The 14,400-nt window shown below is 69.6% G+C and carries 18 protein-coding genes and 3 pseudogenes; 6 read left to right on the top strand and 15 right to left on the bottom strand.

Annotation, left to right across the window (positions count from 1 at the left end; translation table 11 throughout):
- Window positions 1-412: 412 nt before the first annotated feature.
- A complete protein-coding gene (locus tag ACWDAK_RS31895) occupies window positions 413-2,536 on the bottom strand; it encodes a SpoIIE family protein phosphatase (protein ID WP_427395090.1) in 2,124 nt (707 codons plus the stop codon).
- On the opposite strand from ACWDAK_RS31895, the gene ACWDAK_RS31900 reads away from it, so the two are divergent.
- The gene (locus tag ACWDAK_RS31900) at window positions 2,510-3,082 is read left to right on the top strand and encodes a hypothetical protein (RefSeq protein ID WP_344640876.1); all 573 of its coding nucleotides are present in this window, start codon (window positions 2,510-2,512) and stop codon (window positions 3,080-3,082) included. The genes ACWDAK_RS31895 and ACWDAK_RS31900 overlap by 27 nt on opposite strands.
- A gap of 39 nt (window positions 3,083-3,121) precedes the next feature.
- Here ACWDAK_RS31900 and ACWDAK_RS31905 read toward each other — a convergent pair whose 3' ends face one another.
- Window positions 3,122-3,481, bottom strand: coding sequence for a gas vesicle protein GvpO (locus tag ACWDAK_RS31905; protein ID WP_427395099.1), 360 nt, complete (start codon window positions 3,479-3,481; stop codon window positions 3,122-3,124).
- 480 nt (window positions 3,482-3,961) lie between these two features.
- On the opposite strand from ACWDAK_RS31905, the gene ACWDAK_RS31910 reads away from it, so the two are divergent.
- The 4 genes and pseudogenes from ACWDAK_RS31910 (at window position 3,962) to ACWDAK_RS31925 (ending at window position 6,920) form a co-directional block, all read left to right on the top strand.
- Entirely contained in the window at window positions 3,962-4,843 is an 882-nt protein-coding gene (locus ACWDAK_RS31910) for a histone protein (RefSeq protein ID WP_427395088.1), read from the top strand.
- Between the two features lie 3 nt (window positions 4,844-4,846).
- A complete protein-coding gene (locus tag ACWDAK_RS31915; protein ID WP_427395087.1) occupies window positions 4,847-5,917 on the top strand; it encodes an SRPBCC family protein in 1,071 nt (356 codons plus the stop codon).
- A gap of 325 nt (window positions 5,918-6,242) precedes the next feature.
- Window positions 6,243-6,431 (top strand): annotated as a pseudogene (locus tag ACWDAK_RS31920) (IS3 family transposase); the annotation flags it as partial.
- A gap of 333 nt (window positions 6,432-6,764) precedes the next feature.
- Window positions 6,765-6,920, top strand: a complete 156-nt coding sequence (locus ACWDAK_RS31925; RefSeq protein WP_344640871.1) for a DUF6131 family protein — start codon at window positions 6,765-6,767, stop codon at window positions 6,918-6,920.
- 327 nt (window positions 6,921-7,247) lie between these two features.
- Here ACWDAK_RS31925 and ACWDAK_RS31930 read toward each other — a convergent pair whose 3' ends face one another.
- From ACWDAK_RS31930 to ACWDAK_RS31980, 11 genes and pseudogenes are all read right to left on the bottom strand, one after another.
- Entirely contained in the window at window positions 7,248-7,829 is a 582-nt protein-coding gene (locus tag ACWDAK_RS31930; RefSeq protein WP_427395086.1) for a hypothetical protein, read from the bottom strand.
- A 105-nt stretch (window positions 7,830-7,934) separates the two neighbouring features.
- Window positions 7,935-8,282, bottom strand: a complete 348-nt coding sequence (locus ACWDAK_RS31935; RefSeq protein WP_344640869.1) for a sodium:proton antiporter — start codon at window positions 8,280-8,282, stop codon at window positions 7,935-7,937.
- Window positions 8,283-9,029, bottom strand: coding sequence for an MnhB domain-containing protein (locus ACWDAK_RS31940; protein ID WP_427395085.1), 747 nt, complete (start codon window positions 9,027-9,029; stop codon window positions 8,283-8,285). It lies immediately after the preceding gene.
- Entirely contained in the window at window positions 9,026-9,307 is a 282-nt protein-coding gene (locus tag ACWDAK_RS31945) for a Na(+)/H(+) antiporter subunit B (protein WP_427395084.1), read from the bottom strand. Before ACWDAK_RS31945 ends, ACWDAK_RS31940 begins: the two co-directional genes overlap by 4 nt.
- Window positions 9,304-9,636, bottom strand: coding sequence for a cation:proton antiporter (locus ACWDAK_RS31950; protein ID WP_427395083.1), 333 nt, complete (start codon window positions 9,634-9,636; stop codon window positions 9,304-9,306). The genes ACWDAK_RS31945 and ACWDAK_RS31950 overlap by 4 nt, the downstream gene beginning before the upstream one ends.
- Entirely contained in the window at window positions 9,633-9,950 is a 318-nt protein-coding gene (locus ACWDAK_RS31955) for a monovalent cation/H+ antiporter complex subunit F (protein WP_344640865.1), read from the bottom strand. The genes ACWDAK_RS31950 and ACWDAK_RS31955 overlap by 4 nt, the downstream gene beginning before the upstream one ends.
- Complete coding sequence (locus ACWDAK_RS31960) at window positions 9,947-10,450, bottom strand: hypothetical protein (protein ID WP_427395082.1); 504 nt, start codon at window positions 10,448-10,450, stop codon at window positions 9,947-9,949. Before ACWDAK_RS31960 ends, ACWDAK_RS31955 begins: the two co-directional genes overlap by 4 nt.
- Window positions 10,451-10,683: 233 nt before the next feature.
- Window positions 10,684-10,788: pseudogene (locus tag ACWDAK_RS31965) on the bottom strand (IS982 family transposase); the annotation flags it as partial.
- A 57-nt stretch (window positions 10,789-10,845) separates the two neighbouring features.
- Complete coding sequence (locus ACWDAK_RS31970; protein WP_427395081.1) at window positions 10,846-11,319, bottom strand: GNAT family N-acetyltransferase; 474 nt, start codon at window positions 11,317-11,319, stop codon at window positions 10,846-10,848.
- A 78-nt stretch (window positions 11,320-11,397) separates the two neighbouring features.
- Window positions 11,398-11,708 (bottom strand): annotated as a pseudogene (locus tag ACWDAK_RS31975) (plasmid stabilization protein).
- Between the two features lies 1 nt (window position 11,709).
- Window positions 11,710-12,789 carry an SDR family oxidoreductase gene (locus ACWDAK_RS31980; protein ID WP_344640863.1) on the bottom strand — a complete coding sequence of 360 codons (1,080 nt, stop codon included), beginning with the start codon at window positions 12,787-12,789 and terminating at the stop codon, window positions 11,710-11,712.
- A gap of 224 nt (window positions 12,790-13,013) precedes the next feature.
- On the opposite strand from ACWDAK_RS31980, the gene ACWDAK_RS31985 reads away from it, so the two are divergent.
- Complete coding sequence (locus ACWDAK_RS31985; RefSeq protein WP_344640862.1) at window positions 13,014-13,289, top strand: hypothetical protein; 276 nt, start codon at window positions 13,014-13,016, stop codon at window positions 13,287-13,289.
- A 161-nt stretch (window positions 13,290-13,450) separates the two neighbouring features.
- Here the strand turns inward: ACWDAK_RS31985 and ACWDAK_RS31990 are convergent, their stop codons facing one another.
- Together ACWDAK_RS31990 and ACWDAK_RS31995 are read right to left on the bottom strand one after the other, a co-directional pair.
- Window positions 13,451-13,621, bottom strand: coding sequence for a hypothetical protein (locus ACWDAK_RS31990; protein ID WP_344640861.1), 171 nt, complete (start codon window positions 13,619-13,621; stop codon window positions 13,451-13,453).
- Window positions 13,584-14,393 carry a TIGR03557 family F420-dependent LLM class oxidoreductase gene (locus tag ACWDAK_RS31995; protein ID WP_344640860.1) on the bottom strand — a complete coding sequence of 270 codons (810 nt, stop codon included), beginning with the start codon at window positions 14,391-14,393 and terminating at the stop codon, window positions 13,584-13,586. Before ACWDAK_RS31995 ends, ACWDAK_RS31990 begins: the two co-directional genes overlap by 38 nt.
- Window positions 14,394-14,400 lie beyond the last annotated feature (7 nt).

Here is a 14,400-nt window from a genome sequence, read left to right on the forward strand (position 1 = left end):
GTGCTCGGCATCATCGGCGCCGTCGCCAAGGGCCTGCTCTACCTGCTGTTCATCGGCGTCGCCGTGCTGATCCTCGCGCTGGCCGTCTCCGCAGTTCGGCTCCGGCGCGTAAGCCGACGCCGCACTCGCTGACACATCCGACACACCCGCGATACGGCGCGCGGCGGGTGCACCGGTTTGGCCGGGTCTGTCCAGCGAACTTTTTTACAGACCCGTGCGGCCCGCGGATCAGTACTTTCACGTCGAAGCGTACTTCGGCCCTCGGCACCTGCCAGCGAAGCGGTTCCGAGCACGGCGTAATGGCGAAGCCGTCATCGCGCAGATCAGGCCCTCGATAGCGCGCCTGGTTGGCCTGGGCGGCGAGTGACGAAGCCGGCGTGGCCCGATGGTCGGGCGTGCCCGGCGGTGGCGTTTACGAGGGTGCGCGTGGCGTTGGGCGGACGCGCAGGAGTAGAAGGGCGGTGTCGTCGCCCTGGGTGCCGGATGGGTGGGCTTGGTCGAGGAGCGCATCGGCGATGTTGTCCAGGGTGTGGCCGGCGTGTGAGAGGACTGTCGCGAGCTTGGTGATGTTGGTGTCGTGGTCGGTGCCGGGGGTTTCGATGAGTCCGTCCGTGTACAGGGCGAGGACGGTGGTGGGGGGCAGGGCGACTTCGGTGGTGGGGTAGGACGCTGAGGGATCCACGCCCAGCAGGGGTCCTGGCGGTATGTCGAGGATCTCGGTGTGCAGGTCGGGGTGGCGCAGGAAGGGCGGGTGGTGTCCGGCGGTGGCGAGCTGGGTGTTGTGGTGGGCGAGGTCGAGGTGTGCGTACAGGCAGCTGGTGAGCAGGTCGGGGTCAAGGTCGGTCAGTAGCCTGTTGGTGCGGGCGAGGATCTCGCCGGGGGTGGCGCCGGCGACGGCGTAGGCGTGGACGGCGGTGCGGACCTGGCCCATCAGCCCGGCGGCGCTGACGTTGTGGCCCTGCACGTCGCCGATGACCGCGGCGGCCTCGGTAGTCGTCAGGCGGATGAGGTCGTAGAAGTCGCCGCCGATGTCCACGCCGTGGCTGGCGGGCAGGTAACGCGCGGCCACGTCCAGACCGGGGATCTCCGGCAGCGTGTAGGGCAGCAGGCGCGCCTGGAGTCCGTGGGCGAGCTGATGTTCGGCGTCGTATCGCCGAGCTCGGTCCAGGGCTTGTGCTATCAGGGCACCGAGGGTGGTGAGGATGGTGCGCTCGTCGGAGGTGAAGCGGTGGGGCTGCTGGTAGCCGAGCACACACGTGCCGAGGGGGTGCTTGGAGGCGATCAGCGGCAGGAATGCCCAGGCGGCCAGGCCGCCGTCGATGGCGGGGCTTACCGGATAGGCCGCGCGGAATTCCTCCCGGGAGGCGAAGAAGGACGGCACTCCTGCAGTCAGACCCAGCACGCTTGGAGTGTTCGCCGTCAAGGGCGTGTGGTCGAGGGAGTCCACCACCTCGGGGGCGAAGCCGCGATGGCCGATGACGTGGACTCGGCCAGCTTCGGGGATCAGGAGCAGGAAGCCCTGCGCTCGGAAGGGGACCAGGAGATGATCGGCTACCAGCTCGACGATGTCGCGGACGGTCGCCGCTTGCGCCAGGGCGCCGGCCAGGCGTACCAGATGACGCATCGTGTCCAAACGGTCCAGCCCGGCGCCGCCATCGGTCGGTGCCTTCGCGGGGCGCGAGCCGTCGGTTGCATTGATCCGCACACTGAGGCCGGTGCGGTCAGGGTAGAGCTGGAACAGTAGGTGCCTGTCGGGTGGCCGTACCGCGGTGAACGAGGTCGGCCGTTGGCTGATGACCGAGTCCTGAAGCCGGTGCTCGTAGGCCGGATTGTCCAGCCACGGCAACGCCTCCCGCAGTCGGGTGCCGAGTAGGTGAGGGATGCTCTCGCCCAGCAGGTCGGCCGCGGTGGCATCGATGAAGGTGATCCGTCCGTGTGGGTCGAGGCAGCACGCGCCGTCGGGGAGGCGGGAGAGGTATGCGGCCGGGGGGTTGGCCGAGGCGGAGCTGGTCAGGGGGATGTATCGGGGCTCGTATGCGGGCCGGAGGGGGGCTCCGGCGTCGGCGGCCTGTTGCAGTACCGTCGCGATGCGACCGCTGGCTGTGGTCAGTGTGCGGCGCTCGCAGGCGCTGAGCTCTGGCGACCGTTCGGGGGACATCAGCACCGCGAGGGCGCCCCAGGCAGTGTGCCCGGTGGCGATCGGGACGATGGCGTGGGCCCGCGGATACGGCAGGAGCAGGGCGACGTGCGGATAGCGGCGCGCCAGGTCTTCGCTGGAGCTGACCCACACCAGGTGGCGTTCGCGCACTGCTTCGAGCACCGGATCCGGAGTCGCGGTGGCCAGCCGCATGTGCCGCAGTGGGCTGAAGAACTCCGGGGGGATCCCGGCCGTCACCTCAAGGCTCAGTACCTCGCCGCCGTGCTCCAGCAGCACGATGGCCCCTGAAGACGCGCCGAGGGTTTCCACTGCCTCGGTGAGCGTCTGGTCCAGTAGATCTTGGACCAGACCTTGTTCCAGGCCCTCGCCATCCGCCATGGCGATGTCCACTTCGCGAAGAAGGCCGCGTGTATCTCCATGCTACGAGGACGCCGCGGCGGGTGGCCGCTCGGAATCATGAGGGTGAAGACGAGCCGCGTGGTGCTGGTGCCGACGATCGAGTTGCTGGAGCCGACCGCCGCGTCGTGGTCGCTCAAGGGTGGGCGTCGGGATCTTGCGGTGGCGGCGTGTTCGCGGAATGAGGCGTTGGAGACCGCCCGGATCGCCGATCTGGTCGCCTCCGTGAAGGTGGGCGAGCCGGTCACCGTGTACGCCACCTACGCCTCGCCGGTGGTCACGGACGAGGACCTGCGCGACCTGCTCAACCTCCCGGCCATCGCCGACCTCCGCTCCCAGCGCAGCAACGAGGAGCTGCTGCGCCTGGCGGGCCGGCGGGTGGGCCTCTCGCGTTTCGGGGCGGGTTCCTTGTCCTCGTCGTCGTTGCCGCGGCCAAGGTGGAGGCAGTCGGTGACAGCCTCGATGGCGCCGCTGAGCGCGCCCTTGCTCTTGCCGTACAGTCACGGTGCCTCCCGACAGCTGCCGTAGCAGCCGGAGCGGTTGTCTGCCCGCCCGGACAGCGGGCTCTCAGGTGCGCCGGCCGATCCGCCCACGGGTGTAGCGGCGGATTCGCTCGTACGCCACGAGTTCGCCCTCCTCGTCGAGCGTTGCCCGATACCTGGCCATCACACTGGTCGTCTCAGGGATGCGCTCCAGTTCCACCACCTCCACATCGGCCTGCCAGCCGTCGTCGATGGGTTTGAGCGCCGAGACGGACTCTGGTGCGCGGCCCAGGAGTTGTGCGAGCTGCTCGGCTGCGTAGCCCATGGCCCTCGGCGCTGAGATCCGCCGGTGCTGGCGCTTTTGCGCGGTGGGTCTTCGGCTACATTCTGCCGCTGGTAGGAGCTGCGGACGTGCTGCTCGACGCAGCCCTTCCGCCGACGCCATCGTCATTGCCTGCGGCCATGTTCCTTTCCGGGCTCGGAGACGACGTGCTACTTGGTACCGTGTTTTCCGGAACTTCCCACCAACACAGCCTAGTTCATGATATTCGGCGGGTTGCGCCTGGTGAGGTCTGAGGGCTCACTCGTCCCCGGTCCGCCGACGTGGGGATTCGAAGCGCCCCGCATGCGAATAGCGTCCGCGTTGACCAGACTGGTGGTAGAAGCGCCAGTGCAGAATCGCACCGGTACGCGGGCCCTGCGAGCCCGCGCGCAGTGTGCCCGCGCGCGTGAGCCGATCGCCTCGATGCGGCACATGCTCGCCCGGGTGGCGACTGGTCGGCGGCCCCTATGCAGATATGCAGGCGCGCCCACGAAAAGCTGCTGCTGATCCCAGGTTCTCGGCAGCACACCCGTCTCGCCCAGGCTCCTCCGGCTCCTGTGCCTCTTGGGCAGGAGGGGCACAGGAGCCGGAAGGAACGACCTCATGAAAGACACCGCCAAAATTGCCCTTGCGGCTGCGGTCGCCGGGGGCTACCTGATCGGACGAGCCAAGAAAGGCCGGCTTGCGTTCGGCGTTGCGACCTATCTCGCCGGCCGCCGGTTCGGGCTGGATCCGCGCCAGCTCGCCACCGAGGGGCTCCGCCGGCTCGGCGAGGTGCCGCAGCTGGCGGAGCTGAACGAACAGGTCCGCGGAGAACTGCTCGAAGCCGGTAAGCACGCCGTGGCGGCCGCGGCCGACCGCCGTATCGGGCAGTTCGCCGACTCCCTCAGGGAGCGCACGCTGAACATCGGCAAACCGAAGCCGCAGGAGGAAGAGGGAGAAGGAGAGGAAGAGCCATCCGACGAGGAGGAAGAGTACGAGCAGCCCGAAGACGAAGAGTCGGAGGGTGATGAGGACGAAGAAGAGTACGTGGACGAGGAGGAACCGGAGGAAGAGGACGAAGCCGAAGACGAGGCGCCAGAGGAAGAGGACGAAGCCGAGGCAGAGGAGGAGCCGGAGGAAGAACCGCATCGGGAGCGCCCTGCACGCCGCCGCGTCGCCCCCACGGCCGACGAGCGCCCCTCCCGCCGGCGCGCCGCTTCGACCGCCTCCAAGGCCGCATCGAAGTCGCCGTCCGCACGCACGCCGGCGAAGAAGGCCTCGGTTCGCGAGAAGAAGACGACTCCGGCGGCGAAGAAGTCTCCCGCGAAGACAGCGCCCCCGGCCAAGCGGTCGTCGACACGCGCCGCCCCCGCGAAGACCGCCGCCACCAAGGCTGCGGGAACGAAGGCGGCCGCGCCGGCGAAGAAGGCCCCGGTCGAGAGGACCGCAGCGGGCAAGAGCAGCGCGGCCAAGGCACCCGCGCGGTCCACCCGGCGGAGGTAGGTCATGGCCAGGACGGAACAACAGGAGCCCCCCGAGGTCTCAGGCGTCGACCGGCTTCGAGGGGAAGCCGTCAAATTCCTCGGCGCCCAGATGGAACACCTGGTCGAGAAAGCCGGCAACAAGGTCAAAGACCTCACAGGCCAGCTCACAGATGTCGCGGACAGCGGTGGTGTGCTGCCCAAGGTGGGCGGCCGCGTCCTGCAGGGGGAATCACCACCCAAAGCGTTCGTGGCAGAGAAGGCCAAGAGTGTCAAGGACAAGGTCGTCGACAAGCTCAAGGGTGTCTTCGGCGGCGGCAAGGCCGGCCGCAAGGCTGGCAAGAAGGTTATGAACATGGTCGAGGTCCTCGACATCGGCCTGCCGGTGCGGACCGTGTACGACCACTGGACGCAGTACCAGGACTTCAGCGGGTTCGCCAAGGGCGTGCAGGACGTCTCGCAGGTCGACGAGGTGACCACCGACTGGAAGGTCAAGGTCGGGCCTTCGAAGCGCGGCTTCAAGGCAACCGTCCAGGAGCAGGTGCCGGACGAACGCATCGTGTGGACGTCACAAGGCGCCAAGGGCAGTACCCGTGGGGCCGTGAGCTTCCACGAACTGACACCGACCCTCACCCGCGTCGTTCTCGCTGTGGAGTACTACCCCTCGGGGCTCTTCGAGAAGACCGGGAACATCTGGCGAGCCCAGGGCCGCCGTTTGCGCCTGGACTTCAAGAACTTCCAGCGGCATGTCTCCCTCAGCAACGACGAGGCGAAGGGCTGGCGCGGCGAGATCCGCGACGGCGAGGTCGTCCGCACCCACGAGGAGGCCATGGAAGAGGAGGAAGCAGACCAGAACGAACAGCCCGACGACGAGTACGACGAGGACGAACCTGAGGACGAGTACGACGACGGAGACGAGGAAGCCGAAGACGAGGAGGAAGAAGAGTACGACGACGGAGGCGAGGAAGCCGACGAAGAGGAGGAAGAAGAGTACGACGACGGCGGAGAAGCCGACGAAGAGGAGGATGCGGAGGACGGCGAGCGCCAGGAAGACGACGAGGACGAGGACTATGAGGATGAGGAGGACCAGAGATGAGTCGGCCTCCTCAGGCGGCTCATACGCAGCCGCGAGCCTAGCAACAAAGCCACGAGTCACACGGCACCAGCACTGACCCGATGTTTCGGCAACAGCGTGGTCCAGTCAGGCCGATGCTCGGCGCTCCACGTGCCGCGCGTCGGCCTGAGTGTGGGGCGCTCGTGGACGTGGCGTGATGGCAAGAGTGGCCCTGGACCCAACGGCCGGAGGCAACGACCGGCGGTCCAACTGGACCTGTACGACGTGCTGTACGCCCCCACCCCGGCGCTGTGGCCCTACCGTCCAGATCAACACCTGCGGCGATCCGGAAACCCACGTAGCCCGGGAAACGGAACTCATCGACCGCACCACCTTCCCCACCCGCCATCACGCCGAGCAGGCCCTCTTCGCCTACATCGAGGGCTTCTATAACCCCCGGCGTCGCCATTCGGCGAACGGCCAGCTCAGCCCCGCCGAGTTCGAACGCCGTCACACCGCGAAGACGCCACATAGAGTGCTCTACGCGGTCGCATAGCCCGCAAGCCCATCTGTGTCTGTCAGACCGGGGCAACTCCAGACCCCTTCAGCGTGAACCCCTGACCGTCGTCACTGGGACACCCTGTGCAGCGTGCTGCGGACAGCCGCCCTCGACAACAGGTACCGGGCAGGCAGGCCCGGTGCCCAGTGTCCGTCGGAGCTGCACTCGCGGGTTAGGCTTCGCGAGAGCAGGACACCGAGGCGACCGACACAGCCGGATCGCGGCCCAGATCCCGCAAAAGTGAGCGCACGGGACCCGCCCTCAGTCGTTTGCCCAGGCCACTGCGGGAAAGATGTGTGGCTAGAGTTGTCTGCGAGATCGGAGGACACCATGATCGTCCTCGGAATCATCCTGCTTGTCGTCGGGTTTCTGCTCCACCTCGGCTTCCTGTGGATGATCGGGATCGTCCTGCTGGTCATCGGGGCCATTTTGTGGATCCTGGGATTGGTGGGACACGCCGTCGGCGGCCGCCGCCACTACTGGTGACACACCGCCAAGCCCCGGCCCCAGCAGACGCGCGAACCGCTCATGCAAGCGGGGAGCCGCCCGCCCCGGCGCAATCGCTCGACTTCGACGAGGCGATGCGCGGGCATGTGGCGTCACTGTGACCCCCGTCAGCGGTGCTTGGTGGTGGGTGGTCGAAGTGCGCCCTGGGCGGCGCGGCTCGGGATCCGCCGGGGCCGCCGCCGGGGCCGCGCAGGATGTGGGCGTGCGCACCGGAGACCGCTCCCATGAAGAGGATCACGGCCAACACGGTCAGCCCCGGCGCTGTCACAGCGGCGCCGCGCCCGATCTGACCGTGGGTGACTGCCTTCAGGACCGCGGCTCCGCCACCGGCCAGGACGAGCAGGAAGGTCCCGAACAGTTCACTGAACAGCCGTCGGCCCTCATACGAGAGGTCGGCGAAGTCACGGGCCCATACCGGCTCGCGCTCGAATTCTGCCGCGATACGGGGCCGTGGCGGGCCCGCACGATGGCCTCGACCCAATCCACGATGCCGAAGGTGAGTGCCCCCTGCAGGGGACGGGGGTCCTCGATGCGGTAGCCGGTCAGCGCGTACGCGGCGGCGCCCATGAGCTCGAAGAAGACGAAGGCGTTGAACAGGTCGCCGGTGAGGGCGAAGCCGGCCATGCCCGCCTCGAACAGCAGCAGGAGCGCGGGGAAGATCCCGGCGCGTTCGCCCGCGGGTTCCTCGAAGTACCGCCAGGAGTAGACGACCACGGCGAGGACGAGGACGGCGACCAGCAGGGCCAGGCCCGCACCGATCGGATCGGCGATCAATACGATCCCCACCTGAGCGGCCCAGCCGCCCAGCCGGGCTGTGGCAACGCTGCCGGTGCGAGTCCAGAGCAGGGTCAGGCACACCACCTCCAGGGTGGCGATGGTGGTGGCCAAGGCGTCCAACCAAGGCGCGGCAGGCGGCGGCCGGCGACGGCGAGGAACGCGGCGCCCAGCAGCGGGATGGCCACGGCCAGCGGCAGCAGGTTCCCGGATGCCATGTCAGCCTTTGAGGCCGGTGAGGCCCTGTGGGTCGACGGTGTGGTGGCGTTTGCGCAGCTGGATGGTCAGGGCGAGCAGCAGGGCGGTGACGGTGGCGCCGACGACGACGTCGGTCAGGGCCAGGGCTTGCACGACGGGGTCGACGACCGGCCGCGTGCCGGGGATGAGGTCGGAGTAGACGGGGGCGGTCGCGCCGCGCCGGTAGCCGACGGCGAGGAGCAGCAGGTAGGTGGAGGACTGGGCGACGGCGAGGCAGCCGATGGCGTGGATGAGATTGCGGCTGGTGACCAGGCCGTAGAGGGCGACGAGAAGGACCCAGCCGGCGGCCAGGTAGACCCAGATCCCCATTCAGTGCGCCTCCTGACTATCGGAATCGGTGATCTCGACGGCCTGGTCGAGGAAGTGCGCGAGCAGGACGATCAGCCCGGAGGCGACCTCGACGCCGACGGCGGCGTTCAGCACCGGCAGGGTGCCGCCGGAGGTGATCTGGTTGAACGTGCCCAGCGGCAGCACGTTCTTCAGGAACGCGCCACCCGCGATCAGGCCGGCCAGCCCGATGATCGTGAAGGAGGCCGCTGCCAGGGAGTCGGCCACGTCGAGTACCGTGAGCGGGCGGATCCTCTCCAGTACGCGGTAGTCGGCGGCGACGTAGGCCAGGTGCAGGGCGGTGGCCAGCACCACGCCGCCCTGGAATCCGCCGCCGGGCGAAAGCTGCCCGTGCGCGACGACGTACACCCCGACAACCAGGGTGATGGGCATAAGCACCGTGCCGAACAGCCGGGTGGTGGGCAGCACCCGCTCCGCTGCCGGTGGGTGCTCTCGCTCGTCCCGGGCCAGACGCAACAGCAGGGTGGCGCCGAGCACGGTGGTGAATAGGATCGACTCCTCGCCGAGAGTGTCGAACGCTCGGATGTCGAAGTTGACCGAGGAGACGACGTTCGCCGTGCGGTGGGCGAGCGCCGCCGTCACCGCACGCTGGCCGTATGGGTGGAAGTCGGAGCCGAAGCGCGGTACCTCGGTGCAGGCGGCGGTGAAGAAGGCCGCGATCACCGTGGTGGCGACCAGGAACATCACCAGCCGGGTGCGGGCGGTCACCGGCTCTGGTCCTTGCCGTCACCGTCGTCGCCGCCGCTCGTGGGGCGCCGGGTCACCTTACGGACGGTGAGGAGGATCAGCAGCGGGGTCAGCGCGGTGCCGACCGCCAGCTGGGAGAGCGCCACGTCGGGAGCCTGCAGCACCGCGAACAGCACAGACAGGCCGAGCCCCAGGACAGCCAGTATCACGGCCTGGCGGGCCGGGTCCCGGCAGAGCGCCGTTACGGTGGCCGCGAGCACCACGAACGCGACCGCCACGCCGACCAGCCACTCGCTCACTCCCGCTCCCGCCGCTCGGCCTGCCAGGAGGCCTTGCCCAGGGCGATCGTGGTCACCGTGCCACCGGCAGCAAACAGCAGGCCGATCAGCAGCGTCTTCACCGCGGCTCGTCCCGCGCCCTGATCGACGGCCACCGCCGCCGCGATCAGCGGCACCCCCGCGCACGCGGCCGGCGCGAGCGCGTGCAGCCGCAAGAACGTGTCCCCAAAGCGCGCCAGTGCCACCACGGACAGCAGTACGAACGCGACCCCCGCCCACAGCAGCACCAGCACCAGCACGTGACCTGCCATCATCCTCCCTTCGATCCACAACACGTGGCTGTCCGTCATACCCCACTCCCGCTCCCACTCCCGCTGCCGTGGCGGTGCGCGCCGGTGCTGTCGTGTTCGTAGCTGTGGCCGACCACGAAGCGGGTGAAGACGAGCGTGCCCGCCGGGGACAGCACCGCGAGCATCAGGGCCAGGTCCTGGTAGGAAGAGCGCTGGTAGGCCTGCGGCAGCACCAGGAACACCGCGCCCACCGCGGTGGACAACAGGCAGACACCCGCCAGGCGTCGCACCGCGCTGCCCCGGGCCGCCACCCACAGACACACCGGCATCGCAGCCGCCAGCAGGACCAGGGCGGCCGCGGCCCACGCGTTCACGGTGCGCCCTCCGCGTCGGCGACCACGCCATCCACCGGTCCCGTCCCCGGGCCGAGCTCGTGGACCAACACCTCGCCCGGCTCAGGGATCTCCACGACGCAGGTGTCCGGCGAGGCGGCCAGCAGCACACCGGCCCAGCCCGCACCAACCCCCTCTCGCAGGAGGATCCGCCCGAAACCGGCCCTCCGCGATCCCGATACCAGAGCGGAGGTGAGCACGCCACAGCCGCGCACTACGCCGGCCGGCACCAGTACCGCAGCCCGCACGGCGCCCTGGGCACCGCCCGGGGCGACGCCGGCGGCCAGCCGCAGATGCCGCGCGGCGAATGCCCCGCCGGCCGCGGCGACGGCGGCCACCAGCAGCTCGACCGGGGAGACCGAACTGATCGACACCACCGTCACACCTGCCAGCACGCCGAACCACACCGCGATCTCCACCACCGCACCGCGCACCACGCGTCCCCTCCCTTCCACCGCGCAGCTCCGGAAGATCTGACTCACCGTCATTCTTCGACCCGCTGTGGGTGGGCACCCTCCCGGCACGACCGCCGCGCCGTCCGTCACCCGGACAGACGAGCGCCTTCGGTACCGGCAAGCCGCGGTGTGGTTCAGCCGGGCGGCTCCTGCGGACGGGGACGGCCTGGCTCGGGGGGCTTCGGGTGTGTCGGCGGACCGGGCTCGGGGCCGCCCGGCCGACCGGGCGGCGTCGGGGGCGCAGGCGGCTGCGGCGGCGCGGGCGGCTCGGGTGGTACCGGCGGAACAGGCGGCAGGTGGGCGCCGGCGTGACGCAGCCAGCGGGCCTCGGAGGTGAAGCCGAGCATCGCCTGCATCATCTCCAGCAGTGACCGCGCGGACGGTGCGAGGGCGCCCAAAGTCAGTCTGTGACGAGAGTTCTCTCAGCTGGGCGCCACGGGCTGTTCGAGGAGCTCGCCCGGTCCGTCGAAGCCGCAGCGCCGGTATAGCGGCGCACTTCGCTCGGACGGCCACACGATCAACGTATCCAGGCGGTGAGCGTGCGCGTAGCGGGTCACCTCCTCGAGGAGGGCCCTGCCCAGGCCGCGGTTGCGCTGTTCCGGGGTGACGTAGAAGTTCGTCACGTAACCGAGGGCCTCGGAGTCCTGGTAGGGACTCGGGACCTTCTCCACAAGACACACGAATACGTGACCACACGGTCGGCCGCCCACTTCCGCAAGCCAGACACGCCACGGCCCGGCCATCCTGGCACGCAACCACCCCTCGCATTCAGCGACGAACTCCTCTTCGTTCTGCGGGACTTCATCGCCGCCCTCCTCCGCCTTGAATCGCCAACGCATGGCCGCCAGCGCAGGCGCATCAGCGAACTCGGCCCGCCGGATAACGACGTCACTCATGGCCACACTCTCGCAGGCCGATCTGCAGGAGCGCAATCGCCCTACGAGCGCGCAGCGACCCCTTGGAATTGATCATCTCTAGTCGCCGAGGGCGTTGGCGAGCTGCTTCTTGTTCATCTTTGAGCGGCCCTGGACGTTGCGCTGCTTGGCCTCGTTGTACAGCTGCTCGTAGGTGGGGCCCTGGGAGCCGCTGTGGGAGTGCTGGCCGCCGCGTCGGCTGGAGGAGATGTCCTTCACCGAGCTGCGGGTGGCGGTCTTCGACTCACCGTGCCGGGGACGGTGCGGGCGGCGATCTCCTTGGCCCGCTTCTCGCTCTCACCGCGCTCCAGCGCGCTGTCCCTGATGTGCTCGTACTGTCGTTCCCGCTTGGGGCTCGATTCGCGTGGCATGTCACACGCTCCTTCGCTGTGCTCGGACCCGCGGGGCGCGTCTGCCCCGCAGCCCGGATGCGAACCCGCATGGTCCCGGTCGCAAACCCGTCACCCGCCCGGTTGCCCGCCACAGGCCCCCGCCCAGCATCCCGAGGCGCTGGGCGGCCCACTGCTGCACGCTTCGGGTGCGTGCTTGGTCGTCGAAGCGTCCGTGGGCCCCGAAGTCCTGCCAGTTGTCGACCGGTGTGAACAGGTTGTCCGGGGCATCGGCGCGCCGGCGCTCGCCGCTCTGCTGCGACGCGAAACCGGTGCGTGCCAGGTACCGGTCCAACAGGGCGGGCGCGACCGCGTTCGCGAGCAGCGTGGCCACCGTGCTGCCGCCGACCCAGTACTCGCGCCGCCCCGGGTGATCGGCTGCGAAGAGCACCGCGCGGGCGGCGACCTCCGGCTGGTAGATCGGCGGCACCGGCTGCGCCCGCTCGGGCAGCCGGGAGCGCACCCAGTCGAACTGCGGGGTGTTCACCGCCGGCATCTGCACCATCGTCGTGCGTACCCGGGTCCCGGAGGCCAGCAGCTCGCATCGCAGCGCCTCATGCCAACCCTGGAGGGCGTGCTTGGCGCCGCTGTAGGCGCTCTGCAGCGGGATGCCCCGATAGGCGATCGCCGAACCGACCTGCACGATCACGCCCCGGTCGCGAGGCAGCATCCGCTTCAGAGCCGCCCGCGTGGCGTACACGTACCCCAGATAGGAGACCTCGGTGACTCGCCGGAACTCCTCGGGGGTGATCTCGGTGAACGGGGCGAACACGGAGGCGAACGCGTCGTTGACCCACACGTCGATCGGCCCGAGCTCGTCCTCCGCGCGCTGCGCGGCGGCCTCGACGGCGTCGGGGTCGGCGACGTCCGTCGTGATCGCGACGACCTTCGCCGCGCCGGCCTGCTCGGCCTGCCGTACCGCGGCCTCGAGGCCGCCGCGGCCGCGGGCGATCAGCGCGAGACGGTCACCGCGGGCCGCGAAGGCGGCGGCGCTCGCCCGGCCGATGCCGCCGCTGGCACCGGTGACCACCACGGTGCGCACGGTGTGGATATGGGATGTCATGCGAGGCGACTGTCCGCTCAGCGCGGATGCAAACCTCCGTCCGGGCCGGGCCGCCCCGCCTCCCGCAGCTCCACACGTCCCGGCCCGGCCCGGGGGCCGGCTTTCGCTGCCATGCAACGCGGGATACCGACGGGATGGCACGCGGGATTCGCCAGGGGCATCATCAACGGGTGAGCCCCTGGGCTGGATGTTGCCCAGCCGCGCGTGTACGGGAAGGACCGCCGTTGGAGCCGCAGCCCGCCGCTGTCGTTGGTGTTCTCGGCCCGCTCGAGCAGCCCAGGCGCCTGCTGGTTGTCTGGGGCGACCATCGCGCGGTCACCGCCGAACTCGACCAGGAGCAGGCCCGGGCGATCGCCGAGCGCCTGCCGGGGCACCTTGTCACCGCACGCGATGGTCGCGTGCCCGACCAGGTCGTGCGCTGGCTCCAACCACCCCTGGACGTCACCCTCCACCTGCACGAAGACGGCGCGCCACACTTCGCCCATCTCGACCTTCCGTGACACAGCGCTGCGCGGCGGCGTCGCGCATCCGGGCGACGATGCGACCGCTTGTCCCGCCGACCTCGACCGCGTTCGGTCATGCTCCCACAACCACACTGAGCCGTCGTTTCCTTGTCTGTGTCCGTCCTCATCGCGGTGGCGAAACGATCGGGCCGCGGCGGTCAGGATCGCAGGGCGGGCAGGACGTGCTGCCGGTAGGCGTCGAAGAAGGCTTCCTGGTCGGGGCCGATCTGGCCGACGTACACCTCGTCGAAGCCGGCATCGGTGTAGGCCTGGATGGTCTGTGCGTGCTCATCAGGGTCGTCGCCGCAGGTGACGGCGTCGGCGACCATCTCGCGGGTGACCAGCTGGCTGGCCTGTTCGAAATGTGCGGGAGTGGGCAGGAGCTGGGCGAGTTCGCCGGGCAGCAGCTCGGTGGACGGTGTCGACGGCCTTGTCTTGGTCGCTGCTCCAGCAGACCTTCACACCGCCGACCACCGGCTTGCCCACGCCGCCACCGCGGCGGAACGCCTCGGCGAGGTCACCGTCGGGGGTCATGGTGACGAAGCCGTCGCCGGCCCGGCCGGCCAGCTCGGCCGCGTTCGGCCCGAACCCGGAGACATGGATCGGCAGGGGCCGCTCGGGCGTGGTGTAGAGGCGGGCGTTGTCCACGGTGTAGTGGCGGCCGCGGTGGCTGACCGGCCGGCCTGTGAACAGCTCCCGCATCACGCCGATCGCCTCCTCCAGCATGTCGGCTCGCTCGGCGAAGGACGGCCACCGGTCCCCGTGGACGTGCTCGTTCAGCGCCTCGCCGGTGCCGACGCCCAGGGCGAAGCGGTCGCCCAGCAGGATGCTGGATGTGGCCGCCGCCTGCGCGGTCACCGCCGGGTGCAGGCGGATCGTCGGGCAGGTGACCAGGGTGGTGACGGGCAGGTTGGTGGTCTGGGACAGAGCGCCGATCATCGACCAGACGAAGGGGCTGTTGTCCTGGGCGTCGTTCCACGGATGGAAGTGGTCGGAGATCGCCAGACGGGTGAAGCCCGCCTGCCCGGCGCGCCGGGCCTGGTCAAGCAGCTCGGCAGGGGTGAACTCCTCGCAGGACAGGAAGTAACCGTACTCGGTCATCGCTTCG

It is taken from the genome of Kitasatospora sp. NPDC001175 (assembly GCF_053598215.1).